Genomic DNA, 26,447 nt, shown 5'->3' with positions numbered 1-26,447 from the left:
ATTCGTGCCATGCGAGACATAAAAATAAATAGCTTCAACAGTATTTTTTTTATTCTTTGGTTTATCCTAGGTTCCTTAATTTGGTTTGTTGACGATACCAACACCATATATACGATACAGAAACGTCTGTATGCCATTGTTATCCTTCTATCCTTTATAAGTACCACGTACCTCCTCTGTAATTACCTACTACCGAAAGTCATCAATCAATTCAATTTATCAAAAATTGCATTACGGGTTTTGGCTATATCTCTTGCTCAAGCACTGATCTTATGGGGGTGCCAGGAAACCTTTCATACGTTAAAGGAGATTGGAATCATTACATTCCCTCTAGATCCAGCCGAACGCGAGCCTCTCTTGCGCCTTTTAATGAGTACGGCACCTGTCACGCTCATGATTAACATCGGATTTACTGGATTGAAATTCTATTTTGAACACAATGCGCTGAACGAAAAACATATGGCATTAGAGAAAGCACATCTAGAAAGTCGATTGTCCGCATTACAAGCACAAGTGAATCCACATTTTATGTTCAACGTATTAAATCATATCCATACTTTAATACAAAAGGATACCGAAGTAGCCTCGGAAGTACTACTACAATATGCCGATATTCTTCGCTATCAACTGGAGAAAGTCGAGAAAGATACAGTCAGACTTCAAGAAGAAATTGCTTTTATGCAAAACTATATCGAGGTTGAGAAATTACGTTGGCAACATACATTATCCGTAGAGAGCCATTGGATGGTTGAAGATGAACAGCAACAAGTTCCGCCATTACTCTTTATTACTTTTATTGAGAATGCCTTTAAGCATGTAGCCAGAATAAGCAATGGAGCGGGTTTCATTAAAATAATTTTAGAACAAAGAGCTGGTATTTTAGAATTTACAATCGAAAATTCAGTAACCGAAAAAGAACATAAGGACAAAACCAGTCCCAAATTGGGTCTTCACCTCATACAGAAAAGACTCGAGCTCGTATACCCCAACAAACATACATTAACAATCACCAGAACCGAAAAGATCTATTCTTGTCACCTAACGCTCGAACTATATGCAACAACCTGTTGACATCAACCTTGTAACCAAAATGAAATGCCTCTTGGTTGACGATGAACCATTGGCAATAGAGGGGCTAAAGTTTTACGCTGAAAAATTAGATTATATCGAAATAATCGGTACATGTCACACTGCAATCGATGCGATGGAAATAATAAATCGGCACGCGGTAGACCTCATGTTCCTTGATATCAACATGCCCGATCTATCGGGAGTCGACTTTTTAGAAACCTTAAAAAATCCCCCCTTAACAATCTTTACAACGGCTTACTCGGAGCATGCCATCGATGGGTTTCGATTAAACGCTGTAGATTACCTCCTCAAACCCATCTCGGTAGCACGCTTTGTACAGGCTGCCCAAAGGGCACGTGCTTTATTTATGCAAAAACACGAACAAGCACTGCCAAAGACCAACAATCATATGAATCGCGAAATATACCTGAAACAAGGTAATGAGTATATACAGGTACAATGGTCGGAAATCCTGTTTATCGAATCTATGCAAAACTATATTATCGTTCATTTCCAAGATCGAAAAATAACAGTACATCAAACCATGTCAGCAGCAGAACTTCTTTTACCACAGGATATCTTCTTTCGGACACACAAATCATTTTTGATCAATATTTCCCGAATCGAACGTATTCGCGGAAATACAATCCTAATCAATGGCCACGAAATTCCCTTATCCAAACATCGTCGCGAAGAGTTCTTTCAAGTCGTAGTAGACGACAAGCTCTTTAACAAATAACCTAAAACTTGTATGTCAGGCGCACGCCATCTCCGTCTTCGTACGATACGCGCTGAATCTTTACACCTTTAGCGATTGATGCCGTACGAAACCAATTCTCCACCTTGGGTAGCAGTAGATATCCCATTTCGGTGCTCAAGATCCCAATCCCCGCCCCTGTCAAGACATCACTCACCCAGTGTTTTTTGTTCAACACCCTAAAAATTCCTGTTGTGGTTGCCACCGCATATCCAGCAACGCCGATCCATGGACATTCATCTTTATATTCCCGATGTAATATATGCGCACCAACAAAAGCTGTTGCTGTGTGTCCTGATGGGAAAGATTTATAGTTAGACCCATCGGGGCGTTGCACTTTAAAACTATGCTTCATGCCCTGTACAACAGCGCCCATCAGCAGATGTGAAGTTGCCATAACCAACGTGCGTTGTTTCAAGTTATGTGTTGGCGTAAGTCCAGCGAATTCTAGAGCATACACGCCAACCGCAGGCGCGTATTGTATAAAATCATCGATGCGCATCCGTCTATGAATATGACGGTTAACCATACGTTTTGTGCTGTAATCAATATTTTTCAGTCCGGGAATAAGCGGAGTCACTAAACCATAACCAATTAAAACAGAAGGAATAGCAAAACGAGAAATTTCCGCATCATCACCTATAGTATCAGTATGCGGCTTAATGGAAATTCGTTCGTCCGTCAAAACATTCCGACGAACTACGGTCGGAACCAATAATGTATCTTTCTCCAAACTTTCCGCTATTCTACCAAAAGCAAAATTATCCAGCAAGCCTATCAGTGCATATAAAATAATCAGAATCAAATTGCGCATTTTCATTTTCTTTAAATTCAAATGCGAAAATGCGTGATAGATTCTACCCGATAAAAAAACTTTGATAACTGTCCAGTATGTGGTGACCACTGGACAATTATCAAAGCAGATCTAAAGTTATAAAGAAGATGGTCAGTTATACTTCAAAACCATATTTACGGTATATTGCTTTTGCGGATTCACTTTTCATGAAGTCAACAAAATCCTTAGCCGCTTGCGCGCGCGGCGCATTTTTAAGTTCACCAATACGGTATGTCGCTCGAATATTATCCTCATCTGGAATTGCGACGTAATCCACAGGGTGTTGCAACAATTGTTGATATACAACCTCTGAATACCATACCGGAGCGGCGTCTGCAGCTCGATATAAAATACGCATCGGACTTTCTCTATGGTGTATTTTCGTTAGATAGGTGCTTCCCTTCTCTACCTTTTCCGTCATAATACGCGCCGCGAGCGATGGCCCACCAATCTTATTGTACACACTTACAATCTGCTTTCCAACACCCTCCCAAGCCGGATTAGGCATCGCTACTTGGACATCATGACGACCGAGATCGCGAATATCCTTAATAGCTTTAGGATTTCCCTTCGGTACCATAATGGCTAACTTATTATAAGCATATGTTTCCACACGGGAGAAATGATTGGCCATACTATCCATCCGTCCTTTCCCTGCCGCATAAACATCCGGCTTATGCGTAATACGTAAATTTCCCATCGTCAATGAACCACCTTCAATTTGTTTTGCTAGAATCCCTGGAGGCAAGGTTTCAACAAAAATACGTTCGTATTGTGGATGCTCTTTCTTAAAAGCCGCAAGCAAATCATCAATACACATAAATTGATTTCCAGCAAAGAAAACAACGAGCTGAGGATCGACAATATCACCGTACAAATCAGGCACATTATCAATTCCCGGCACCGTAAAATGTACAGCAGATGCAGGAGGAATATTCCAAGGCGGATCAAAACGATGGTCCTGCGCATTTGCTCCTCTTATGGCCAAAAGACCTAGAAGCGTATAAAGAAGTAATCTATAATACATGTTATACAATTTTATGGTTTTACAATAACCCATCCTTCGGATGCACGAATTACTAACTCTCCATTGCCGCTGGGCACAAAAGCCACAAAAGGATAAATCTGGTCCTTCGTCAAGTTGCGTTCAGCTAATGAATTTGTACATTGTGAGACCTGCACACCTTTACCAATCAGATCCTTTATATCTTTCTCGTAAACGGACGTCTTTAACATGACCTCTGTGCCTCCGGAAAACGTGATGAGCTCTATTTCCAATTTCCCTTTAAGTCGAGGATCCCCCAAGACATTCCGAATATTTCTAAATGCTTTCTTAACGACATCTGGGTTATTACTATCCAATTGGTAAATCGCCTTGTAGGTAGACTTCGTTGCCACCGCCCCCGCAAATGCTGCATTTTTAGTTAACATCTCCAAGGATACCTCTTGTGCTTGTAAGGCATAACTTCCGGATACAATGGCAGCAATTAGCATTATTTTTTTCATATTCATACGCGTTATAAAATTTTAAATAGTGTAAATTCTAGAAATTAAAGGGACCGTATTTGTGTTGTTCTGTCGCGATTTTATCCGCATAAGGCGGGTATCCAGCATCCTTCGGTTTTTTGGATAGATCCGGATAATCAAGCTCTTTTTGTGTTTTAACAGGTCGTGCAAAAGAATTGATGTATGCCGCGACGTCGTAAGCTTCTGCATCGGTTAACATCGGATTTTCTGCAGAGGCCCCCAAAGGCATGTTACCCTTAATAAATTTGGCAGCGGTGAGCATGCGAGCCATTCCAGCGCCATCATTGAATGAGTCATATCCCCACAGTGGCGGATAAGCATATCCTTGACTGATATCAGCTACATCACGACGCTGGCCTTGCCCATCGCCTTGATGACAACTCACACACTGCTTTTCAAAAATCACCTGACCATGCTTTAGATCCGCTTTACGATCGGGCATATCCAGCGTAACAAACCCCTGTCCTTTTATACGTTGACCAACTTTAACATCTTTACTTAAATGCTTCATGTAACTGATAATAGCCACCATTTCCTTACTATCTGTTGGCAACTTATTCCCATTCATACTTCGCTCAAAGCATCCATTGATACGATCTTCCAAAGTTGCAACTTTACCCTCACGACCGCTATACATCGGAAAAACAGCGGTCAACCCTACATACGGTGCGGCAAACGCTTTCGTACCTCCATTAAGGTGGCAACTAGCACACGCTAAATTATTGCCGGAATATATCGCTCCTAATTTGTTTTCAGGCCCTAGATAAGTAGCTGTCTGGGTAATCAACTTCTCACCATAGGCAGCGAGCTTTCCTTCCTCAGTATCAGGAAAAGGATCCATTTCAAAGTTTTCTACATGTTGTAAAAAAGAACCTTCAGCAAATACATGAACCGAATCGGTGATTGGCTGCCCAGAGAACCCAGCGGGCAATAATCCTAACATCTGTATTAAAATGAGGACCACGACAAGCATAAAGGTAAAACCAATAATGCGGGATTGGCAAGCAAGTTTCGTTACTTCCTTGCTCAGCTTTTCGTTGTTAAACCGTTCTTTTTCCATACCGCAAACATACACCGCGGTCTACAGATTGTAAAACGATAAAAAGTTATGACCTATAACATATAGTTATCACAGGCGGACTTATTTTTCTCCACGTAGCGCATAAAAAGTTTGGGCAAGCCAGAAACTTCTCCATGCAAATGTACCATGTACAAATGGCGGTGAATAGAGAAACCCTCCACCTCAACCAATCGTAAATCCTTACGTTCCAACTCATCCTTAACCGCATGAATAGACATAATACCGATACAATCACTTAATTCTACGTAGCGTTTAATGGATTCTGAACTCGACATTTGTACTCGGTTTAAGAGTTCCTTTATCTCTATTCCGAATTGTTTAAACCGTTGAAAAACGATGTCATTCGTACCCGAACCTTGTTCTCTAAAAATAAATTCTTGCCGGCGAAGATCATCAAGCTTAATCGTCGCATCCTTAAAAATAGGATGATCCGGCCGGGCTACCGGCACCAAGCTATCGTCCCATAGCTTACTATACTTCAGCGAGCTATCCTCAGGCAATCCTTCGACAAAGCCTATCCCAATACGCTTATCATTTAACCAGCGGTCAACATCTGCCGTATTCCCGTTGAACAACTTAATACGCACATCTGGATACTCTTTAACAAAACCAGCGATTAGTTTAGGCATGATATACTGTGCAAGTGTGGTACTGGCGCCCACAATCAGCTGGCCAACAACTTGATCGCGAAGAAGCCCTAGGCGATAATCAGCTAAGGCGTATTCTTTCATGATAACTTTCGCACTATCCAACAAGGTATGTCCGGCCTCCGTAAGCACTAATCCTTTTCCTTTACGTAAAAAGAGGGCTTGTCCGATACTGGTTTCAAGCTCTTGGATATGCTTTGAAACAGCGGGCTGACTGATAAACAATTCGCGCGCAGCTTTCGTAAAACTTAGCTCTTTAGCTACGACATAAAAGACCTTTATTCTGAAATTAATCTCTAACATTTGGTACTACAATGGTTATAGAAAGGTTAAATGTAGACATAAAACGAGAAAATCAAAGGTAACAAAAGCATGTCCCTTTGATTACAGCTCAAAATCACTAAATTAAATAGTACATTTGCCGTATGTCAATAAGTGAGTTAAAAAGTGTGTTATTAGGGCAGGAATACCCTTCAGAAGTACGTATAAATCCGGACCAAGTGGTTACCAATGTAGATTTGTTTTTAAAAACATCATTTCAAATAGCCGAAGCTTGGACAAAAGAAATCGATAAATGTCCGGCCTATATCCGCTTAGTTAGGTTCCATGAAGCTGTAAACAAGGGATAAGTGCCCTACTTACGTTCAGACCTTTATTTTAGTCTTTACAAACAAGATTGTTTGTAAATTTGTTGTAAAGCATAAATAAACTTATGGAAGGAACGCTCGGAATTATAGCAAAAATAGTGATTAGCGTCGTTGCGCTCGAACACTTATACATCCTATGGATAGAGATGTTCGCCTGGGAAACGGCCGGAAAAAAAACATTTAAATCATTACCGGAACACCTATTTAAGGAGACAAAAGGACTAGCAGCAAACCAAGGCCTTTATAATGGTTTTCTAGCCGCAGGCCTTATTTGGTCTTTATTTATTATGGATGGTGTGTGGCAACAGAATATTGCCTTGTTCTTTCTCGGCTGTGTTATTATTGCTGCAATTTTCGGTGCCATCACTGCAGACAAGGGTATATTTTACAAACAAGGACTTCCCGCTCTTATTGGATTTGTACTTGTTATTATGGCTTAAAATCGCTGAGTATCGTAGTTACATGTTAGTTGAAATGGCACCAAAAAAAAAACGTCAAATTTTCATTATGAATAGTGTTCAAAGAATTCTATAATTTGAGTACGTTTTCCTCTCCAACTAAAATACCCTTTCAAATCATTACTACCCCAGAGGACTACGGGCAGTCTTTTTTTTGCTTATACGGGTATGGACAATACATTAACCGATACCGTCGCTGGAGCTTGTAAGGATTATTACAAGATTAGATTTTTAAATAAAAGCCACTAGTTAGTGGCTTTTTACTTTACGGAAACCCGTAAAAAAAACACTATCATAATTAACTATCTTACAGATAATTAATTATGAGAAATATATTACTATTATTCATGTTGCTAGGACTAGGTCTTAGCTCGTGTGAAAAGAAAGAGGAATCACCTGAACTTCCGCCAAAAACTCAACAGATAACTGTTAATGGCAAAAACTATGATGTACAATATCTAATAAACGGTTTGTCTAAAATCACAGGTATCTCACCGGATAAGTTTTACTTTGATGAAACCGAAGGAGTATTCAGGAACACAATGTTCTCCGATTACTATAGACCAGAGACATATGCATCAATTGTAGATCGTTAAACTCTAAATAACTACGTAAATGAAATTTATTTCAATCTTAACTTTTTTCGTGTTTTTATGTATCTCCTATGTAAATGGTCAATTAATTACAGTGGCTTCATACGGAGTAGACAACAGCGTTTGGAATAGCACAGGTAAATTTGTACAAATTAAACGTACAGGGACAACAACCTTTCAGACCGGCATGTTTTTTTTTCAACCTGTAAATTTCACACGACCTATTAAAATTGAGGCAGTTGTATACTTAGAAAGTAGCTTGGGAATCACCGATATTAGCGATACATTAAAATTCACATCAAGTGACATTATATCAGGTGATGCAACCAATACAAAATTCATCAACTGCTCTATCCAGTCTAATCAGTTAGCTGATAATGGAACCGATCGCCTTAAACTAAAATATAGATATTATAAAGACCAGTATCCATTCCCTGATTACAATGATGGATGGACAGAGATGTACGGAGCGCCTGGAAGTAATAATTATAGTATACTACATGTCCGTTTCGAACCAGGACCTCTTCCCACAATTAATGGCCCTACATCAATCTGTTCAGAAGAAATATATACAGTTGCCAATGCCACGACAGTTACACTAGAAGGTGCAAATAACACAGCTACTTTAACGGATCTTGGCGGAGGACAGTATAAAGTTTCAAAAATTGGCAATGGATCAGGAAAAATAGTTCTAGTAGCAGATAATGGTCAGAATAACGTCAGTCAGACAATATATGTTGGTAACCCGAGCTCAGGTGATATAAAGGATAGCGCTAATGGAATTACGTTACAACCAAGTACAATTTATCAATTTTATGTTGATAGTGGTTTTAATCTAAATTCCTTCAATTGGAGTGTTATAGGCGGAACGATTATAAGTGGGCAAAATTCTAATGTAATTACAGTTAGAACCGATCAAAATCCACATACAGCCGATAATAATTTATCAATCACATTGAATTATGTTGGAGAATGCGGAAGTAAAATAATTAATGCAAATAGATGGGTTGCTCCAGGCGGTGGAGATATTCCAGATCCGGGAGAAATACTCTAGACCTTCCATATCAAGGCAAGCACTTTACATAAAAGCCACTAGTTAGTGGCTTTTTACTTTACGGAAACCCGTAAAAAAATTACTATCATAATTGACTATCTTACAGATAATTAATTATGAGAAATATATTGCTATTATTCATGTTGCTGGGACTAGGTCTTAGCTCGTGTGAAAAGAAGGAGGAATCACCTGAATTTCCATCTAAAAATCAACAGATAACTGTAAATGGCAAAAACTATGATGTACAATATCTAATAAACGGCTTGTCTAAAATCACAGGTATGTCACCGGATAAATTTTACTTTGATGAAACAGAAAGACTATTCAAGAACACTATGTTCTCCGATTACTATAGACCAGAGACATATGCCCCAATTATAGATCGTTTAAACTCTAAATAGCTACTAAATAAAGTTTTTCAATCTTAATATTTCTCTTGTTTATGCACATCTTATGTAAACGAAAAACAAACTACAGTAGCTTGATACGGAGTAGACAACAGCGTTTGGAATAGTACAGGTAAATTTGTACAGATTAGACATACGGGGATAACAAGCTTTATCCCCTCTCCTAGTAGTGATATCACCAAGCCTAGTTATATTGGATTTTGTTTATTAAGAAATCTGTCTAATAAACCTAAAACCTACACAATTAAGAGATTTTAACCTCTTCTAGAATATTCAAAAAAAAGCATAATATCGTCCCCCAGAAAGATCCCGACAGGTCGATTCGACTCCTATATTCCTATAATAATATCCTTTCCTTTTGGCGACTTAAGAAATTCTTCATCAAACGTTAAAAATCTTGTTCTTTCTCGGCTGTATTATTATTGCTGCAATTTTCGGCGCAATCACTGCAGACAAGGGTATATTTTACAAACAAGGACTTCCCGCTCTTATTGGATTTGTACTTGTTATTATGGCTTAAAATCGTTGAGTATCGTACTCCGCAGAGTGCTCTTTTAAGAAAAATATAAACCCTTGTTGACGCAGGGGTTTATATTTTTAAGGTATCCTTAAACAATAAAAGTGAACAGCCATCTATAGCCTAAAATCCAAGAATAAACCGTATCTTTGCGGCTATGATTAATGTATCCAACCAATCATAGAAATTACACAATCAACTGCACATCAGCACAATAACCCCTTAAACAAACACCCTCTGTAAATTATTTGTAAATTATTTATTTGTAACACAATTACTTACAAGAGTAATTCCAAAAAACAAAACTTAACCATTTGGTTATGTTTTGTTTTTTTCTCACCTTTGAATCGGCAACGGTTAAGAAGTGCAGAAGCTTAACATTGTACCTAAAGAAATTTGAAGCCTGATTGGGTGAGGAGTCTGCACTACTCTAAACCCGATCAGGCTTTTGTATTAAAGGCAAAATTATGAGCAGCAAAAAACTGTTAATTCAAAAATCAATTATGCCCTTAGATTGGAATCCCCAGGATCCAAATGGGTACAGTGAATGGATGAAGTCAATTGTTCAACAAAACAAAGAAAATGAGAGATCCATACCGAAGAACCAACTTGCAACAAGTTCTGGATTTATTACACCCGAGCCCAGATTTATCGGAGATATAATAATTGATAGCATTTATCCGATCACGATCGGCACCAATAAGGCGCTACAAGATGCGAGAGAAATTCTTTACGGAGGTAACACATGTTGATGCCCATCCCCTACTCTTTCAAGAGGAAACTTTGCGCAAGGAGAATTCACAAGAGACAACGCGAAAGTTACAAGAATAAGGTGGGCCAAATACTTGATTGCGGGCAGGCGGAACTCAACGGAACCATATTTACCTCCATTGCCGATTTGACATCGGAGTTTTATAAAAACTAATACAAATGCAAAACACAAACTACCACTGTGACAGCTGCCCCAATGGGGTGGTTGTCCTAAATAAAAGAGAAACCGGAACCGGTATAAGGCTAAGTGTGCAGAACTGCAACGTATGCGGTAAAGAATATGGCCTGAAAGAATCTGCGGGGTTGGTTAAGGTTGGGAAGGAGGTCAAAAATGCCTAAACAAAAGAAGCCCGAAATCTTACAGGCATTTAAATGGGCCGATGGAGTTATAGCTTGTGCATCTATAAGATGTACAAGGAGAGAGGTTATAAGTTGGGTAGAAAGTTTTTTTTCAAAGCCATGGCCAAAGATTAAAAAGCACGGACACACAATAGTTAAAGTAGAGGTAAAGGAGGTCACAAATGATTAACGCAAAATACAGAGGTCTGCGGGCTGACGGTAAAGGGTGGGCTGAAGGGTTCCTTTTTATGACAACTAGCCGATCTTCATTTAAAGAAGGGTTAAAACCATGCATACAGAAAGTTAATGATAATGGCATTACTTACGATTGTCACGAAGTTATCCCCGAAACTGTAGGCCAGTTTACAGGAAAAACCGACAATAACGGCAAGGATATTTACCTAGGAGACGTCAACCAAGATAAAGGCATTGTGATATGGGTTACGGAAGATGCTGCTTTCGCATGGGAGTATCCTAACGGCGAAGTAGCGCCATTCGAATCTGAAGATAAATGGTGTGAGGTAATTGGAAACATACACGAGAAAGGAGGTAGTGATGTTTAATCAAGATTTTTATCCAACACCAGCAACATTAATAAGCTATATGCTTACTCCGTATGAATTATCTGGTAAAACCCTGCTAGAGCCTAGCGCCGGCAAGGGGGATATAATCGACTATGCTATTTCATGTGGCGCAAATGTTATTTGCTGTGAAATCAATCCAGAACTTGCGACAATTTCGGCAAACAAGGCAAGATTGATTGCAAATGATTTTTTAACTGTCACTAGCGATATGATTAGCCATATCGATTTTATCGCAATGAATCCGCCATTTAGCGCCGACGAGAAACACATTTTACATGCTTTCGATATAGCTCCAGACGGATGCCAAATTGTTGCCTTGTGCAATTGGCAAACACTTGCAAATCCATTCAGTAAATCAAGGAAACAGCTTTTAGCTACAATAGAGAATTACGGATACTTTGAAAATGTAGGTGATCTATTCAGTAATGCAGAGCGTGTAACAGGTATAGATATAGGTTTGGTACGCTTAACAAAGCCAGCATCTGTAAATAGTGGATTTGAGGATTTCTTCACAGATGAAGAGGATGACTACGAACGTCAAGAAAACGGCATCATGTCATATAACGCCATTCGTGAGGTAGTGCAACGTTACGTGAATGCAGTGAAGTTGTATGATAGCGTTTTAGATACAGCTGTCCAAATGAACTCTTTAACCGATGGATTAGGTATTCGTGATCTTGTATTCACTTGTTCACAAAAAGAAGTCCCAACAACTCGCGATCAGTTTGCCAAAGAACTGCAAAAGAAATCTTGGACCTGGATTATAAATAAGATGAATTTGCAAAAATACTCGACTCGTGGGTTGACAGAGGATATTAACAAGTTTATCGAGCAGCAAAAATCTATGAAGTTTACCATGAAGAACATCTACACAATGCTTGATGTGATTATTCAAACTACTGGACAGCGTATGGACAAAGCATTATTGGAAGTATTCGACAATCTTACTCAGCATTACAGCGAAAATCGTTGGAACGTTGAGGGCTGGAAAACGAACAGCCACTACTTGGTTAATAAAAAGTTTATTAACCCTTACATAGCTCCGGAGTCAAGATGGGGAGGAATGGATACTAATTATAGGCAATGTGAAAAGCTTGACGATCTTGACAAGGCTTTATGCTTCCTAAATGGTCAATCATGGGAATCAAATCGTCGATTAGAGTACCAAATACGCGAAAAGAAAGCTACTTGGGGCGAATGGTTCGACTGGGGCTTCTTCGAAGTTAAGCTATTCAAAAAAGGGACTGGTCACTTCAAATTTAGAGACGAAAACGTATGGGCAATGTTTAATCAGCAAATCGCCAGAATCAAAGGTTTTCCGCTTCCGGAAAGCATAAATAAAAGAAAGTCCGCCTAATGAGCGCCTACCACTACCCCATCCATATACGTGCCCAAGCTATAGAATCTGTTACCTCGGGAGTATCCTTCGTAGATGTTGCTCGCTTTATTGGATGTAGTCGAGAGACAGTATCCAAGTGGTATGCAGATTACCGCGGGTACCTCGGTAAGGAAGGTATCCCGGTAACCATGCAGTCGAAGATTAACACGGAATCTGGTGATAAACAAGAATAACACAGTAAACAATGATAATATTAACCCTTGCCCTCATTTCCTTACTTAGGATTGTGAGGGCGCAAATTGATTGAGAAATTATGTACAAACCTACAGCAAAAGGATATTTTTCGGGAATCGGAATTTTTGAAATAGGCTTACAGGAAGGTGGACTGGATCTAATTCAATCTCTCGACATTGACAAAGGCGCTACAAAAATAATGAATATGAACCCACACTACTTTAATCATAAAATAGTCACGGCCGATATTAAAGAAATGAGGGTTTCAAGACAAACAGCGTCTGATGTTGTGATCGGAACCTATCCATGTACAAAATATTCCGATATAGGAGATATACACCAAGTTCGAAATGGAGACGACCTATACTTACATTTCTTTAGACATGTAGCGATAGAGTCTCCGGAGGTCTTCATATTGGAAAATGTTCCAGGAATGCGCAAGTTCCCGATTGTTATGGAAGCTATGACGAAATTACCTCAATACTACGTTAAGGTATTTTGTCCAGTAAATGCGCTCAATTGGTTGCCGCAAGACAGAAAGAGAGTTATTATAATCGGAACAAAGAAAGAATTCAACTTTAGGTCTCCGAAAGACGCAAGGATTACAACCTTAAAAGATATCATGGAGAAAGATCCCGAACTTGATATACCACCAAACTTTTATTCAAGATTTAATGGGAAGTATAGGGACAGGCCTATCATTGTTGATCCAAACGACAGAAATTCTTTCGCACCTTGCTGCGTAGCCCATTATTCCAAAGATCAAGGTACGCGCGTTGTAAAGGATTCTCGGTTCCCGATGGGTATTCGTCCGTTTACTGTTCGAGAGTACGCAAGGTTACAAGGCGTCCCAGATGATTTTGTTTTCCCTACCAATAAAGATGGCAGCGCGATTAAGAAGAACTATATGTATATCGGTAATGGTGTGCCTAGAGAAATCGGAATATGGGCAGGTAGGGAAATCATTCGATATTTTAATTAGTAAAACATGAAAGCATTTTTAAAATTAGAAACTGCCCTACAACAGATGCGAACCAAAAACGGTCGCGCCTATTGTTACTATCTAGCCCGATCCAAGCGAGCCGACCGAGGAAAGCAGTACATGAGAGTAGTTAATAAATTGTTTGTTAAGTAGCCTTTAAAACCTCTCGATGTATAGGGAATCGAATTTAATTTGGATAATTTTCAGGGTCATCATAAGTAACATAAACAAGTTTTGCTTTGTCAACTTCTATAAAAAGGGCATTTAAGCGGAATTCCGATAGGTTCCAAATTAGGTTTCGATTATTTTCAAAAACAATTGGATTACCATATTTGGATATTAAAGGCTTCTTAACCTGTTCCCAAACTAAATCGTATGTCTTTTGCTTAGAGGATGGGCTAAATGAATAGAGACCACCTCTAAGTTTACCATTATCAAACCTAAACGTTATCTCACAAATCATTCCATCAACAATATCACTAATTGTAAGAAAAGTTCCATCAAACTTATACTCTTCAATTTTTTCAGATTCTAAAACTTGATTCAAAGTCATTCCCCACTCTGTACTTCTAAACTGAGAGAAGGAACTGAATGACCATATTGCAAAAAAGATCGTAAATAGACACTTCATTTAATAAAGATAAGTAATGAAACTAACAAAACAACAGCGGCTGGGCCTCATACCCATCCTGCAGTACATTCTTTGTGTTACATATTTAGACATAATATATTATCAAAAAAATTGGCAAAAGTTATTTGTACTTCAAAACGCTATATTTACCTACATGCAAAGAAAAGTTATCTATAAAATTACTTATCCAAATGGTAAAATTTATATTGGCAAAGACCTAACCAATACTCTTAATTATTTTGGCAGTGCCAATAGTGAGTATATTTCAGCAGATTTTACAGATGAACAAATGATGGATTTTACAATACGTAAGGAAATAATTTGGGAAACATTCTCAAATGACACAAATGAAGTTAACCGTATTGAGGTGGAACTTATTAGAAAATATAAGTCTAATAATCCGCAAATAGGTTACAATATGTGGCCAAAACATAAAAATAACGTAGACAAATCACCGACCTGAGTCGTAGCAATATGGCTTAACTACTCATCCCGTGTGCACAATACAGATATTAAATATAAACTTGAAAAAGAATGAATTTTAAAGTGGTCAATTTCGACCACTTTAAAATTATCCCGAATTCAAATAATTACATCTAAAAATCCTGCCACATATTTACCGAGTCATAAGGGACACGGTTCGGCTCAATCTCTTCCCATGATTTGTACTTATAGTGTCTACTAATGAAAATATAATAATGCCATCGCCAAAAACAGAGCGGATTGATTTTATATAGTCGATAAACTTCCTGATTTTCAATGCTTGGTTGCATTTCTTCTATAAATCGATTTATTGACCAATCTGTTAAGAATCCGTTTTTAAACGATAAACTCTCAAGATACGTAAACGATGCATTTGAATTGGAGTACTTAAAATGTCCTTTACCATCAAACGTAAGCATGAAATTCTTATTAAGTATGGGTAAATTAGTAATTATTATCATCGCTACTAAAATCCCAAGCAACCATTTCAATATTCTTTTCATAATTTCCCTAATTACAGTTAGTACTAACTGGCGCTTTTGTACTTACATTTGAAACATTTGCGTTCCCACCAATTCTAAGATTATCTAATGCCTTATATAAACCTACCGGAGTAGTAAAACCAATACTGCTATTTAAAACATTAAGTTTTCCCACCCCACTCTGCGATGCATTGAAAACATCGATTGCAAAATCTGTACAATTATAATCATTTAGATCATAAGTCTTTGTGCTATTGTTTGAAGCATTGACAACCGCTGCTGTAAATTCTAAGTTATTGATAGATTTTGTCATTCTTATATCGCTTCTTCTTTCAGGATCACTTGACTCTTCACCAATCCCGCTTGCCACAGCGTTTTTTGTTGGTGTTACCCATGTATCTTCTTGTGGATAGAAGCCAAAGGACAACTGCTGATGATGTGTACCGTTAGTTTTTTCTAATGTTATATATGCATGACCAGGACCTCCCTTGACAACATTAAACTCTGAAAGGGGATACTCTTGTACAGCCGAATGTACATGGATGGTAACTTTATAAGATGTTGCAGAGTTTGTAGGTACCGAATTAAAACAATTAAGCCTTTGGTTAAGATCAATAGAGCTTACAGGTGCTACCGCCATATGATTGGAAGCGTTTGAAGAACTACTCCCTCCGGAACCATCACCTCCTTCGCCTTCACCTCCTTCACCACTACCACCAGAACCACTACCGCCACCTCCAGAACCACCACCGCCTGGATTATAATCGGGATTTGCAACCGTATGGGGATCAAAAAAAGGATCGCCTGTCCAATTATAATCTGGGAAAGCGATAATATCAGGATTCATGCCTCCTGTCCCGTCCAGTGGGGCAGGAAAATACTCTGGCATACCCGAATCGGCATACTGAACTAACCAATATGCAGGTGTAACATCTAAACCAGATATTAAACCTGCATCTACACACATACATGTATTTTTATCAAAATATAGTTTTGCAGGACATATTTTCTTAACAGCAAAAAGAACCTGTCTATAGTAAGACTGGGTATCTTTTGTCATCAATGCCACTTCTTTAGTCCTATTAAGAATGTTGCCTCTGGGTGGAACAAGCGTTCCTTGAAAATTATATGCAATATAACCTCCTGCACCATTATAGAGTTCAGGAAGTACATATTTAATCATTCCAGAAGTTTTACCTTTATAGTCTTTAGAAAAAGACAACTCAAAATGCCCTACAATGCGCATAGAGCCGTCCAGCGGTTCCTGACGTGCATAAACAGTCAAGCTGCTGTCTGATGCCTGGACATAGTTACTCCAGTCTACAACCAAATTAAACCTCTCAAATAGGGCATTCTTTCCCTTGTTGTGAAGGTCGGCGTTGTAGAAAGTTTTAGCCTCTTTAATACTAAAAGAATCTTTTACTACAATCGTATCCTTGGAACAGCTAAAAAACAATAGGGTAACAAAAAAAACGTAAACAGGGATCTTTAAATTCATAAGTTTTTCATTTTGGTTGGGCGAACATATTGGTTGGCCGAATGTAATATTTTTCTTTAAAAGTTAGTTGACCCTAATATCATCTATGCATTACATTAAAAAAAACGGGAAACCGTAAACATACACTTCATGACTCAACATGACGCTACACCAGTACCACTCCCCTCAAATCCTCCTCGAGAATGTTGTCCAACGCGTCCTGAATAACAAGGATGTTGGGCTAATGCATTACGGATATCCCCCGCACATCCACCAATCTAGCAAGTTAAATTTCTGTTAAAAGAAAACATTATCGTTTCATTATGCGTTATAATATATATAAAACTAAAATAGAATTGATATGGATACATTAGATTTAAAAGGAAAATGGAACATCCTTAAAGGAAAGGTAAAGCAAAAATATGCTGACTTAACCGATGATGATTTACTGTACATTGAAGGAAAAGAGGATGAACTCTATGGTAGACTACAAGAAAAAACTGGGAAAACACGTGAAGAAGTAAAGTCCTGGCTGAAAGATTTGGACAAATAATCAAGTAAATTCATTAATCTCATAATTAAAAGTCCTAACAGATTAGAGTTAGGGCTTTTTTTATTACTAACATATACCTTTTATGACCTACTATCGGTAATACCTATAGCAGTTATACATCAGACTCTAATTCCTTAAATTTGCAGTCAACACTTGATTAAAATTCAAGGTATGCATATTTTTAGTCAATTATTGTCCTAAAAATCCTATAATGAATACTATTAAAACATATTATTATATGACCAATTGCTATGAATGTGGATTTAATAATAGATTTACCATAGAAATTAAAGGATACGATTTTATAGATCTAATCTCTAGTTATATTAAAAAATCTGATAAAAAATACAATTGCGAATTTTGTGAAAAAGAAACAGGGCAGAAAATTGTAACATACGGATTGTAGGATTAGTCTCAATACATTACTATAAATGTAAAAAGCTACATTTACAAGATCCTTTAAAATACTTTAAACCTGCACAATTGTGTCTTAGAACATTTATTTAGACTTCTTCAATAGTGTAATCGTTCGACTCATTGATGACGTGCCAACAAATGTAAAAGGGTGCTGTTGGGAATATTTAGTTGTCTTTGTTTCAGATTTATAATCATGAAATTTTAAACCATCTGCTGTTAATATCAGTGTTAGTTTCATAGCCATTATAGCTTAATAATTACCATAAAAGCAAATATATGAATTTCAAATTAATTCCAGTATAGAAATTTATTCCACAATTTCACACTGAATATTCATCCCTCTTTTAACCTCGGCACCAACAGTTTTCCAAATAGAAGTGTTGGTTACTCTGTATCTAATTGCGTTTATTTCGAAAACTTCATTTTTTACGAAATGAAATTTAGGAGGTAAAAGATCAATTAATTCAGATGGTGTACCATACAACACAGGATTGTTTATATCATTTGTATAAAACACGAACGTAAATATTTGCCCTTTCATTTAACAAATTTTATAAAAATAAAATTAAAGTCAAATAGGAACAAAAAAATAACTTATCTACTATACCGGATTACTTAAGTTCTGAAAATAATAATTGAATAACGAACAATTAATACTGTTAACCACTTCGACAACCTCATCTTTTAGGACAAATGAGTCATCATTGTATTTATTTAAGGGGGTATTATCGAATGAATCAAGTTTGGTAAGAGCAGAATCTAATCTCTTTAACAAAAATTGATCATCATCCATATCACATGGCCAATACTTTTTTACCAACAAGGCGTATTGTCTAAAGCTACTGCGAAGCTCTCCAGTAGTTTTAGCTTTATGCTTTATAAAGAATTTGAAATCATTTAGTTCGAAAATAATGACCTTATCAACCATGACACAAATCTAACAATAATGAAAGCTTATCGGTTAATAAAAGTATTACGGTTTTCCGTATTGTTCAAACAAATCTATGCATCAATTTTCAAAAGAACTTTTTGAATTTTGTCATCATCAATCTGTATTCTCGTTAAAATCTTAACAATTTGCCCCTTATCACTATTATTCATGGCATTTTTAATCTCACATGATAGATCGTTGATATGTTTAAGCTCTTCATTGGTAAATTTATACAAGTTATTTTTCATAATTTATGCTTTTGGTCAATAGTAGATTATTAAAATTTCATTTTACCTGAGATAATGCAATAGAACGAAAATCTGCTTTTCATTTTTTAAATTAACTTAAATAAAAGCAATATTTAGTACGGGTTTCCGTAATGAAACAAAAAGTAATATCAGGATATTTGCAACATGAAAATTTCAGGTAAGGCAGAAATCATTAATGTAATAAAGGAGGCTATCGAAAGTAATTTATATTCGAACGCTTTCGCTGCCAAATGTGAAGTTATTATCACTGAAACAAGTATTGAGTTTATACCTAATAGCTCCTTAAGTGATAAGGACTGGTTTTACTTTGGATATTTTGTCAGGGAATATGTTAAGTAATCTACATACTATTCTTAAACCAGTACCACTCCCCTCAAATCCTCCTCGCAAATGTTATCCAATGCGTCCTGGATCACGAGTATATTAGGTTCCTTTATTACCGATATTCTCCGTACATCCAATCCTATAAGATAATCCCACACATCCGGCACCTTTTCAGGATACCACACAGGATTATCATCCGACACAGAATTGTTGGAGGTAAGGATATTATACCCCTTTTCCTTAAGCTGCTTCAAAACTTTATGCGATAACTGAACAAATTGCATGTTTTACTGTTATTCGTTAAAACCAACTCTAGTATTATGTGCTACCACACCGCAAACCCTGGAAAAGGGGAATTAAAGAAACAGTTTCCTACGATGCAAATCGGATATAATAGCGAACAGATTTACCACGTTTCCGGATTTGCGCGTCCCTTCCTTCCGGTAACCTTAAACAACGACAGTGAAGCAATTGTTTCGGCAAGGTGGAAGCTTATCCCATTTTGGGTTAAAACTGAAACTGATGCAGCAAAATATGCTAATACTTTGAATGCAGAGGGTGAAAGTATCTTTGAAAAAGCTAGTTACAAACACGCTATTGGTAAAACCCGTGGACTGTTGTACGTAGATGGGTTCTACGAGCCGCATAGGGTGAATGGGCAAAAGGAAACGGACAACTACTACATCTATACACCGGAAAGGGAAATCTTTACGTTGGGCGTTGTGTATACAAATTTTACAGACCAGGACACGGGGGAAACCTACCCTACCTTTTCCATTATTACAACACCGGCCAATGCACTACTGGAAGAAATACACAACGAAAAGAAACGAATGCCGTTAATTATCCCGGCCGATCACCGAGACGCCTGGTTATTTGCGGAAGGAAAAGAGGAAATACAGAACTTAATTAAGCCGTACAATGGCGACCTAGGTAGCCACAAGGTATTTCGGGTTACTGGCGCCCGTGGTGAAGACACCAACCGGCCGGATATCCAGGATCCTATTTGATATCTTCAATCTCCCTAATTTTACTTATTGTCGAGTCCATAATCTCCTGTACCTTGTGCTGCCACTTGCTGCAAATATCCAGTGCTTGGCTAGGAGTTTTTAGTTTGAATCGCTCAAAAACGTTTATTTCAGCTCGCATAGGGAAAATACTTTCCCAACTATCCAGCATTTCCTGCGGCGTATAAAAGCATCGATTACTTACGCAAAATATCAAGCATTTATTTTGCTTTGCTGTACGTACGAGAACATCCACCCCATACGGCATATCTCTTTCTTTGTTCATCCATGCTGGTTCCATGATGCAAATATTACTAATAATTTTAGTAAAATGTAAAATTTAACATTTAATGTTATACATTTGTCGAATGTCGTTAGAAGAGTTAAAGAAAGAATTGCTAGGCAAGGAATTTCCAAGTGAAGTGAGAATAGGACCAGACCAGTTGGTTACCAATGTGGGATTGTTTTTGAACACATCATTCCAAATGGCCGAAGCCTGGACAAAGGATATAGTGAAGTGCCCCGCTTATATTCGCTTAGTTAGGTTCCATGAGGCAGTAACAAAAGAGTAAAGGAATGTGTTATGGTAATCCCAAAGCGAGAAGGAACTACCTACTATACTTTAGAGTTTACATACAACAGTAAACCTCGTTCAGTTGAGTTTGAGATAAAGCATAAATTCGGGGATGAAGTTGAGTATATCGTGTACTCCAACAATCAACCAACAATGTACTTCTTCCGAAAGATTAAGGACGAACCATTTTACTTGGCTTATGGATCAATGCAACAGGATCTATCCAAAACCATTGTTACAGCCTGTGAGGAAGACTACATGAGTAGATTTTTAAAGTAAAAGCCACTAATTAATAGCATTTATGAAAATTATCACCTCCCCCTCTTATTGCAAAATTAAGGGAGGTGATAGTGCCTATAATGCGACACCCACTCTGCAATCCAACATGAAACAATTTGATAACATAATTCCACTTGCAAAAGATTTATGCTCTTGAAAGTTTAAGTTAAACTCCTTTAATTTCAAAGAGCATTTCAAAATTGTAAATGGAATTTCTTGCCTCATTTCATTTATATACAAATTGGATATTTCATAATTTAATTTCTCCAAAGTGTCAATTTCCTTAAACTCTAATTTGAAATAATCTCCGTTATCAAAATTTACCCTCAGCTTTTTCCCCGATGGCGGACAAATAACATCCTTCACATTATTATTAACATCCCACGAATTATCAACTATTTTAAAATAGACATCACCTTGACTATTAAACAATTCTACATTCAACATTTTTAGCCCTTCATCATTTATGTTAAACCATATCAAGGGACGCCCTTTTAATACAACATCATACAGCGTATTATTGTAATAATAATTCCCACCCGCTTTTAATAGAAATTTATTTCTTAAATAATTCAATTTACCTTCAACAATTGATAAATCCTCATTATTAATATTGTCATTCTTCATTTTCCTTAATTGTTCATTAGTCCACACGCCAGCGTCTGCTTCTCTATGATGTTGAGGGCATAAGGAAATCATACCTGATGGATTATGATGATTTTCAATATGCCAAGGAGGATCAAAATGATGGTATTCTAGAAAAGGTGAATAACAATCCGGCAAAGAGCATATAAATTTAGACTCTTTCCTTAATTCTTTTTTTACAATTTCATCAGGAGTTCTAGTCATGGTTAATTAGTTTTTATTAACCATGAAATTACTAAAATAATCCTAACAAAAATTACATAACTATCTATAACTGTTGATAAAATAAAACATTGTAGTATAAAGCTGTAAAAATACCTAGTCCACTTTTCTGTTCCTACAATTCCACTATCCCTACAATGTTGCTCTCCTCAATAACGGCAACAAGGATCGGACTATCTTCATGCACAGGCACAATGACAACCTCTCCGTCCTCACCTTCTATTTGTTCCGTTCCAATTTCGACAGGTTCCATGCCTCGATAGAACTTGTTTCCTTCTCTTGAATCATAGTACAGGTGTGTCTTAGGATATCCGTCCGTATCTATTATGGGGGTAATTGTTTCTACCTCTATTATGGCATTACGTTCATTGGTACTGGTTCCCATTGTGTAGCTGATTTTTTTATATATTTAATTTTGTTTGTAATACTCCTTACCTCTGAATTTATGGCAATGGATGGATACATTGCGTTAAGAGTAGCGTTAGTCTCCGTCGAGGTTAATGCGTTATTAGTTATGCCTTGGTACTGTCCCAACGTAACCGGATTTCCTACTGCACTAGCATCGCTAACCGCGAATGTGCCACCACTACCCCGATAAGCTAGCGAGAAATTTGTTGCAGCTGCTGTAAATGCAACCATTTCATAAGTATCAGAACCCGAAGCTTTAACGGATACGTTACTTACTGCCGTCAAACCATTGTCGCTTGGACGTGGCCTTCTTCCGACGTTACCTTCAGCAGAACCTACCATAAACATCCCGTTACCCAATAATGGTGCCCTCTGATTTACGAAGTCAACTGTGGCCCCTCCGCCGCCACCCCCACCGCGTTTAAAAGAACTTATCTTATTAGCCAGCTCGCCTAATGTTGCCGAAGCAACCCCGTCTACCGTCGTACTGACTGGTAGATTAAAGCTGATAGCAGTACCCAGCGCCGCAAGCTGTACGACTTCTGCCTGCTCCGTGGCTGTCTGTTGCCCTTTAGGGATTGTCCGCTCTACCCTGTCGTTTACAAGCACGTTAATGCTCCCCTCGTTTGTTTCAATTTTATACATTTTTTACCTCCTATTTTTTACGTTTAATTCCCAAATAGTACATTACACCTAAGACTACGATCAATACTGCTATTGCACCATAGATAATTCCTTGCCCGGATGGCTCCGCTTTATTTTCAGTGGTTTTTACAACCTCTCTATTACTAGCATTTTCTGATATGGTCGATGTTACGTTGCTATCAACGGTGGAAGTATTGGCAAAGGTCTCCTTTTCTTTCCCAGTTTGCCCTGCTTTTATCTTACCCTTATAGCTCACACCTCCTTTTGCGGAAACATTCCCCGCAGCATCAACGTGCACCTCATCGGCTGTAATCTCGTGTTCTCCATCACTATACGACTGTCGATCGGTTTCCCGTGCTTCCAAAGTGGACAAGGTAGAATGTACTTCGCCCTTCACCTCATCCTTTCGCTCGATACTATAACCAGCCTTACTGGTAAAGGTGGCCTTTTCTGTGCGTTTGAATAATCCGCAGGAGCTAATTAGCCCGCAAATCATTAGGTATAATATCACTCTTGCCATTTTTCTCTAATGTTATCCTTAACAATCTACATTCGTCCTTCAATGCTTCCAGCTCGACGCGTTGCTCCTCAAATAGATTCTTGAATTTTTCGTATTCTTGTCGCATCGCCTTTAGTGCCTTTTGACAGGTGTTTTCGTTTTCAAGTGCAATGCGGAGCTTCTCCTTGTACTGAAGTATTACTTCGTCAGCCGCAAGCAATTGCTTTTCCAATCTTTCAGCAATATCCTCCGACATCTCCAGCACCTTCTTAGCGTTATCAACGATACCCCCGTCGTTTTCTATCTTCTCCTTGGGCTTGCTCCGGTACCAGAACCACACTGCGGATATTACAGCAACCCCACCGCCCCATAAGTTGGGTAACACATGTTCTTGTAGAAATTCATTCATACTACTTCATAAAATATAGTTCAGCTTCTTCCTTTCTTCTCCGTGTAAGCCCAGCAAAGACCTTTCCTCCTGCCAAGTTCCATTTAACGAACTCGGCCGCAATGGATGGATCATTCGGATTAACGTTCACTTTTTTTAGTAAAGTGGACTTACCCAGATTCGCGCCCCCAAGATTGTATGTAAACGATACCAATGCATCGAATTGGTTTTGTGTCAACGGTTTTTTAACTAGCCGTGTAACGTCTTTCTCGTAAGTTTGTGCGAGCAGCTGTGCGAGCATATCGCTGGCTTGTTTTTCCGTCAACGCCGGATCTTGCATCGTTACCTTTTTCCCATCCGGGTATTTAATCACCCCGTAGCCGATCGTAGGGATGCCAATTGGATCCTTGTAAGGCTTGGAGAAGAACCCTTCAAACTTCTTTATTAATGTCAATCCATTTACACCTGTTTTCATGCTTCCCCCTCCTTTATCACAAATAAATACTCCAATCTTTTACGGATTCCGCGCTGTAGACTTACACCATCAACCAGAGAATCAAATTCCGCTTCAGTAAAGTGCTGCAACTGCGTATCCTCTAACTCCGTCTCGGTACCGATATCATCTGCATTCACCCCACTCTGTACGTGAGGAAGAAGAATTTCTTCGATACCATCCAAACGCTTCATAGCTCCCCGGTTGGTTACGTTGAACATGTTCATCAAGTTCAATACACCTAAAACATCACCCTTGTTAAGCTTCATCTTGCACCTCCTCTCCTTCGTTGCCGTACGCTATGAAAATCGGCTCTATTTTCTCTACCAACTCGTCAAAAATTGCCTTCACATCATCAGGCATCACCGTACTGTATGTTCCAGTTGGCGTAGACAAGGGTTGTTCGTGAAAATTGATCGTGTCCTGTTTTCCCTGTATTTCTCGAATTGGGTTCCCCTTAGGGTCGAGAGACTCTACAGAGAATGTAAGGCCGAGGTATCCGGTTTCAGGGTTAAATCCAACATTTATTAATTTCTTTCTCTGTGCAAGCCCTGTAACCTCGTTACTAGGGTGCGTTGCTGTTATAATTTTGCTCATTTTGTCTCCAATCATTTATCTTTGAATCTGTCCCAACTTTTTTTACTAACGACATAGATTCCTATCCATAGAACTATTACTGAAATTATTATTACTAAATCAATTGCTCTCATATCTAACCATTTATTGGATTTTCCTCTTGATATACTCCACTAGCATTTACATAATAAACTTGAGATATTATTGCTTGTGGATATGGCGTCCCCTCTGCATAATATCCTTGATTTGCCTTTTCCCCAAAGACAATATTACTCCCAACAACTGTATAAGATTTATGTGCAGTTCCTGCAACTTCGTTAAAGTATAGTGTACCTACATTTGTTCCAGAGTTGTTCATAACCTGCATTTCTGCGTCAATCTGAGTTGATGCAAATCCTTTGTAGGAAAACGATGTTACCGATGGCGGTCTAGTCCATTCATCAATAGTTAATACACCGTTATACCCATATATAGTCATCCCGTACGTTATCCATTTTTTATAATTTACACCATCCTCTAAATATAGATTTGTGCCATCATGGCTATACGGATTTGTTATACCTTGGTCTGTAAATAATCTAGTAGCTCGCCCCTCTTGCAAATCTGTTTGAGGAATCAAAACAAGGGTATTCATGTACAACGTTCTTGATGGTGAAACAAAGTTTATAGGGACGCCAGACGGGAATAATGGAACACTTACTTCACTTTCCTTAATACCTTCTGGATTACTGTTAACCATTTTAAATCTAAGACCATTGTTTAGTATATTCTCTGAAGCCTCCTCGATCTGCATAGTAAAAGGAAGATCAATAAAACCATTGTTTTGAGCCAAGAATTTAAAATTATCAACTGGGAACCAAGCACCCCAGGACTGGTTCAATGAGTTCCATTCTTGATATTCTATCATTACATTAGAGTCAATATAATAGGCAGATTTGAACAATCCCTTTACAGTGAATGATGCAATACTAGAATCTACTAGATTAGGTCTTCCACTAACATCCCCCAATGTGTTCAGTCCTGCATCCCAAAAAACAACTATCTGTTGTCCATCTTTATACCCCCGCATCCATCCGTGTCGGGCTATATTATGCATGTAGTAATTTTCACTACCCACATAACAGTAACCAGCCCATTTGCGTACACCATTTTGCATGGTATTGACAAAGCCATCTAGGTAAAATCTAGATTTATTTACCGCGCCGCTATCCGATGACGAAGTGAATTTCACAATCCTATCCGTCTCGCCCGTTTTTTGGGCAACGCCTTTATGGGTGTATAAACTTTCTGGTGCTGCCATT

Annotated in this window: 37 protein-coding genes; 17 read left to right on the top strand and 20 right to left on the bottom strand. The window is 38.2% G+C overall.

Features of this window, described 5'->3' with window-relative positions:
- Positions 1-9: 9 nt before the first annotated feature.
- Entirely contained in the window at positions 10-1,071 is a 1,062-nt protein-coding gene (locus B9Y69_RS11135; RefSeq protein WP_085473008.1) for a sensor histidine kinase, read from the top strand.
- Positions 1,055-1,810: a LytR/AlgR family response regulator transcription factor gene (locus B9Y69_RS11130; RefSeq protein ID WP_200811790.1), complete on the top strand. Its 756-nt coding sequence runs from the start codon at positions 1,055-1,057 to the stop codon at positions 1,808-1,810. The genes B9Y69_RS11135 and B9Y69_RS11130 overlap by 17 nt, the downstream gene beginning before the upstream one ends.
- A gap of 1 nt (position 1,811) precedes the next feature.
- Here B9Y69_RS11130 and B9Y69_RS11125 read toward each other — a convergent pair whose 3' ends face one another.
- From B9Y69_RS11125 to B9Y69_RS11105, 5 genes are all read right to left on the bottom strand, one after another.
- Entirely contained in the window at positions 1,812-2,642 is an 831-nt protein-coding gene (locus B9Y69_RS11125; RefSeq protein ID WP_200811789.1) for a phosphatase PAP2 family protein, read from the bottom strand.
- 136 nt (positions 2,643-2,778) lie between these two features.
- On the bottom strand, positions 2,779-3,690 hold the full coding sequence (locus B9Y69_RS11120) for a molybdate ABC transporter substrate-binding protein (RefSeq protein WP_085473057.1): 912 nt from the start codon (positions 3,688-3,690) through the stop codon (positions 2,779-2,781).
- Positions 3,691-3,701: 11 nt separating this feature from the next.
- The gene (locus B9Y69_RS11115) at positions 3,702-4,169 is read right to left on the bottom strand and encodes a DsrE family protein (protein WP_085473058.1); all 468 of its coding nucleotides are present in this window, start codon (positions 4,167-4,169) and stop codon (positions 3,702-3,704) included.
- 37 nt (positions 4,170-4,206) lie between these two features.
- On the bottom strand, positions 4,207-5,250 hold the full coding sequence (locus B9Y69_RS11110; RefSeq protein WP_144036556.1) for a c-type cytochrome: 1,044 nt from the start codon (positions 5,248-5,250) through the stop codon (positions 4,207-4,209).
- 53 nt (positions 5,251-5,303) lie between these two features.
- On the bottom strand, positions 5,304-6,221 hold the full coding sequence (locus tag B9Y69_RS11105; protein WP_085473006.1) for a LysR family transcriptional regulator: 918 nt from the start codon (positions 6,219-6,221) through the stop codon (positions 5,304-5,306).
- Positions 6,222-6,343: 122 nt separating this feature from the next.
- Between B9Y69_RS11105 and B9Y69_RS11100 the strand changes: the two genes are divergently transcribed.
- The 10 genes from B9Y69_RS11100 to B9Y69_RS11040 all read left to right on the top strand — a co-directional run bounded on the left by B9Y69_RS11100 (position 6,344) and on the right by B9Y69_RS11040 (position 13,843).
- Positions 6,344-6,547 (top strand): DUF6965 family protein, encoded by a 204-nt coding sequence (locus B9Y69_RS11100; RefSeq protein WP_085473005.1) that lies wholly within the window; start codon positions 6,344-6,346, stop codon positions 6,545-6,547.
- A gap of 83 nt (positions 6,548-6,630) precedes the next feature.
- Positions 6,631-7,005 (top strand): DUF1304 domain-containing protein, encoded by a 375-nt coding sequence (locus B9Y69_RS11095; protein ID WP_085473004.1) that lies wholly within the window; start codon positions 6,631-6,633, stop codon positions 7,003-7,005.
- 365 nt (positions 7,006-7,370) lie between these two features.
- Positions 7,371-7,619, top strand: coding sequence for a hypothetical protein (locus B9Y69_RS11090; RefSeq protein ID WP_085473003.1), 249 nt, complete (start codon positions 7,371-7,373; stop codon positions 7,617-7,619).
- Positions 7,620-7,638: 19 nt separating this feature from the next.
- Positions 7,639-8,670 (top strand): hypothetical protein, encoded by a 1,032-nt coding sequence (locus tag B9Y69_RS11085; RefSeq protein WP_085473002.1) that lies wholly within the window; start codon positions 7,639-7,641, stop codon positions 8,668-8,670.
- Between the two features lie 804 nt (positions 8,671-9,474).
- On the top strand, positions 9,475-9,597 hold the full coding sequence (locus B9Y69_RS19425; RefSeq protein ID WP_200811787.1) for a DUF1304 family protein: 123 nt from the start codon (positions 9,475-9,477) through the stop codon (positions 9,595-9,597).
- Positions 9,598-10,097: 500 nt separating this feature from the next.
- A complete protein-coding gene (locus tag B9Y69_RS11070; RefSeq protein WP_144036555.1) occupies positions 10,098-10,346 on the top strand; it encodes a hypothetical protein in 249 nt (82 codons plus the stop codon).
- A 540-nt stretch (positions 10,347-10,886) separates the two neighbouring features.
- Positions 10,887-11,267 carry a YopX family protein gene (locus B9Y69_RS11055; protein WP_085472996.1) on the top strand — a complete coding sequence of 127 codons (381 nt, stop codon included), beginning with the start codon at positions 10,887-10,889 and terminating at the stop codon, positions 11,265-11,267.
- Complete coding sequence (locus tag B9Y69_RS11050; RefSeq protein WP_085472995.1) at positions 11,260-12,645, top strand: DUF4942 domain-containing protein; 1,386 nt, start codon at positions 11,260-11,262, stop codon at positions 12,643-12,645. Before B9Y69_RS11055 ends, B9Y69_RS11050 begins: the two co-directional genes overlap by 8 nt.
- Positions 12,645-12,860 (top strand): helix-turn-helix domain-containing protein, encoded by a 216-nt coding sequence (locus B9Y69_RS11045; RefSeq protein WP_085472994.1) that lies wholly within the window; start codon positions 12,645-12,647, stop codon positions 12,858-12,860. Before B9Y69_RS11050 ends, B9Y69_RS11045 begins: the two co-directional genes overlap by 1 nt.
- An 80-nt stretch (positions 12,861-12,940) precedes the next feature.
- Positions 12,941-13,843, top strand: coding sequence for a DNA cytosine methyltransferase (locus B9Y69_RS11040; protein WP_085472993.1), 903 nt, complete (start codon positions 12,941-12,943; stop codon positions 13,841-13,843).
- Positions 13,844-14,030: 187 nt separating this feature from the next.
- Here the strand turns inward: B9Y69_RS11040 and B9Y69_RS11035 are convergent, their stop codons facing one another.
- On the bottom strand, positions 14,031-14,396 hold the full coding sequence (locus tag B9Y69_RS11035) for a hypothetical protein (RefSeq protein WP_144036554.1): 366 nt from the start codon (positions 14,394-14,396) through the stop codon (positions 14,031-14,033).
- A 94-nt stretch (positions 14,397-14,490) separates the two neighbouring features.
- On the opposite strand from B9Y69_RS11035, the gene B9Y69_RS11030 reads away from it, so the two are divergent.
- Positions 14,491-14,937, top strand: a complete 447-nt coding sequence (locus B9Y69_RS11030; RefSeq protein WP_200811786.1) for a GIY-YIG nuclease family protein — start codon at positions 14,491-14,493, stop codon at positions 14,935-14,937.
- 133 nt (positions 14,938-15,070) lie between these two features.
- Here the strand turns inward: B9Y69_RS11030 and B9Y69_RS11025 are convergent, their stop codons facing one another.
- Positions 15,071-15,460, bottom strand: coding sequence for a hypothetical protein (locus B9Y69_RS11025; RefSeq protein ID WP_085472991.1), 390 nt, complete (start codon positions 15,458-15,460; stop codon positions 15,071-15,073).
- A gap of 7 nt (positions 15,461-15,467) precedes the next feature.
- On the bottom strand, positions 15,468-16,937 hold the full coding sequence (locus B9Y69_RS11020; RefSeq protein ID WP_085472990.1) for a hypothetical protein: 1,470 nt from the start codon (positions 16,935-16,937) through the stop codon (positions 15,468-15,470).
- A 340-nt stretch (positions 16,938-17,277) separates the two neighbouring features.
- Between B9Y69_RS11020 and B9Y69_RS11015 the strand changes: the two genes are divergently transcribed.
- Complete coding sequence (locus B9Y69_RS11015; RefSeq protein WP_085472989.1) at positions 17,278-17,469, top strand: CsbD family protein; 192 nt, start codon at positions 17,278-17,280, stop codon at positions 17,467-17,469.
- Between the two features lie 1,419 nt (positions 17,470-18,888).
- Here B9Y69_RS11015 and B9Y69_RS19205 read toward each other — a convergent pair.
- Together B9Y69_RS19205 and B9Y69_RS10990 are read right to left on the bottom strand one after the other, a co-directional pair.
- Positions 18,889-19,065 carry a hypothetical protein gene (locus B9Y69_RS19205; RefSeq protein WP_159451837.1) on the bottom strand — a complete coding sequence of 59 codons (177 nt, stop codon included), beginning with the start codon at positions 19,063-19,065 and terminating at the stop codon, positions 18,889-18,891.
- A 374-nt stretch (positions 19,066-19,439) separates the two neighbouring features.
- On the bottom strand, positions 19,440-19,694 hold the full coding sequence (locus B9Y69_RS10990) for a hypothetical protein (RefSeq protein WP_085472984.1): 255 nt from the start codon (positions 19,692-19,694) through the stop codon (positions 19,440-19,442).
- A gap of 36 nt (positions 19,695-19,730) precedes the next feature.
- On the opposite strand from B9Y69_RS10990, the gene B9Y69_RS10985 reads away from it, so the two are divergent.
- On the top strand, positions 19,731-20,420 hold the full coding sequence (locus B9Y69_RS10985; protein WP_085472983.1) for an SOS response-associated peptidase: 690 nt from the start codon (positions 19,731-19,733) through the stop codon (positions 20,418-20,420).
- Here B9Y69_RS10985 and B9Y69_RS10980 read toward each other — a convergent pair.
- Positions 20,413-20,718 (bottom strand): hypothetical protein, encoded by a 306-nt coding sequence (locus B9Y69_RS10980; protein WP_085472982.1) that lies wholly within the window; start codon positions 20,716-20,718, stop codon positions 20,413-20,415. The two genes, B9Y69_RS10985 and B9Y69_RS10980, sit on opposite strands and share 8 nt — an antisense overlap.
- A 49-nt stretch (positions 20,719-20,767) precedes the next feature.
- Between B9Y69_RS10980 and B9Y69_RS19420 the strand changes: the two genes are divergently transcribed.
- Positions 20,768-20,989, top strand: a complete 222-nt coding sequence (locus tag B9Y69_RS19420; protein WP_394365781.1) for a DUF6965 family protein — start codon at positions 20,768-20,770, stop codon at positions 20,987-20,989.
- Between the two features lie 11 nt (positions 20,990-21,000).
- Positions 21,001-21,270 carry a hypothetical protein gene (locus B9Y69_RS10970; RefSeq protein WP_085472980.1) on the top strand — a complete coding sequence of 90 codons (270 nt, stop codon included), beginning with the start codon at positions 21,001-21,003 and terminating at the stop codon, positions 21,268-21,270.
- A gap of 75 nt (positions 21,271-21,345) precedes the next feature.
- On the opposite strand, the gene B9Y69_RS10965 is transcribed toward B9Y69_RS10970, so the two are convergent.
- The 9 genes from B9Y69_RS10965 to B9Y69_RS10925 form a co-directional block, all read right to left on the bottom strand.
- A complete protein-coding gene (locus tag B9Y69_RS10965; protein WP_085472979.1) occupies positions 21,346-22,119 on the bottom strand; it encodes a hypothetical protein in 774 nt (257 codons plus the stop codon).
- A gap of 133 nt (positions 22,120-22,252) precedes the next feature.
- A complete protein-coding gene (locus B9Y69_RS10960; protein ID WP_085472978.1) occupies positions 22,253-22,522 on the bottom strand; it encodes a hypothetical protein in 270 nt (89 codons plus the stop codon).
- Positions 22,489-23,190, bottom strand: a complete 702-nt coding sequence (locus B9Y69_RS10955) for a hypothetical protein (RefSeq protein WP_085472977.1) — start codon at positions 23,188-23,190, stop codon at positions 22,489-22,491. Before B9Y69_RS10955 ends, B9Y69_RS10960 begins: the two co-directional genes overlap by 34 nt.
- A gap of 10 nt (positions 23,191-23,200) precedes the next feature.
- Entirely contained in the window at positions 23,201-23,710 is a 510-nt protein-coding gene (locus B9Y69_RS10950) for a hypothetical protein (protein ID WP_144036552.1), read from the bottom strand.
- Complete coding sequence (locus tag B9Y69_RS10945) at positions 23,667-24,098, bottom strand: hypothetical protein (protein ID WP_085472975.1); 432 nt, start codon at positions 24,096-24,098, stop codon at positions 23,667-23,669. Before B9Y69_RS10945 ends, B9Y69_RS10950 begins: the two co-directional genes overlap by 44 nt.
- Position 24,099: 1 nt before the next feature.
- Complete coding sequence (locus tag B9Y69_RS10940) at positions 24,100-24,552, bottom strand: lysozyme (protein ID WP_085472974.1); 453 nt, start codon at positions 24,550-24,552, stop codon at positions 24,100-24,102.
- Complete coding sequence (locus tag B9Y69_RS10935) at positions 24,549-24,839, bottom strand: hypothetical protein (protein ID WP_085472973.1); 291 nt, start codon at positions 24,837-24,839, stop codon at positions 24,549-24,551. Before B9Y69_RS10935 ends, B9Y69_RS10940 begins: the two co-directional genes overlap by 4 nt.
- Positions 24,829-25,167, bottom strand: coding sequence for a hypothetical protein (locus tag B9Y69_RS10930; protein WP_144036551.1), 339 nt, complete (start codon positions 25,165-25,167; stop codon positions 24,829-24,831). The genes B9Y69_RS10935 and B9Y69_RS10930 overlap by 11 nt, the downstream gene beginning before the upstream one ends.
- Before the next feature lie 115 nt (positions 25,168-25,282).
- Positions 25,283-26,446 carry a hypothetical protein gene (locus B9Y69_RS10925; RefSeq protein WP_085472971.1) on the bottom strand — a complete coding sequence of 388 codons (1,164 nt, stop codon included), beginning with the start codon at positions 26,444-26,446 and terminating at the stop codon, positions 25,283-25,285.
- Position 26,447 lies beyond the last annotated feature (1 nt).

The organism is Sphingobacterium psychroaquaticum, from assembly GCF_900177625.1.
Lineage (GTDB): Bacteria > Bacteroidota > Bacteroidia > Sphingobacteriales > Sphingobacteriaceae > Sphingobacterium > Sphingobacterium psychroaquaticum.
This window is presented reverse-complemented; position numbering and strand designations above follow the sequence as displayed.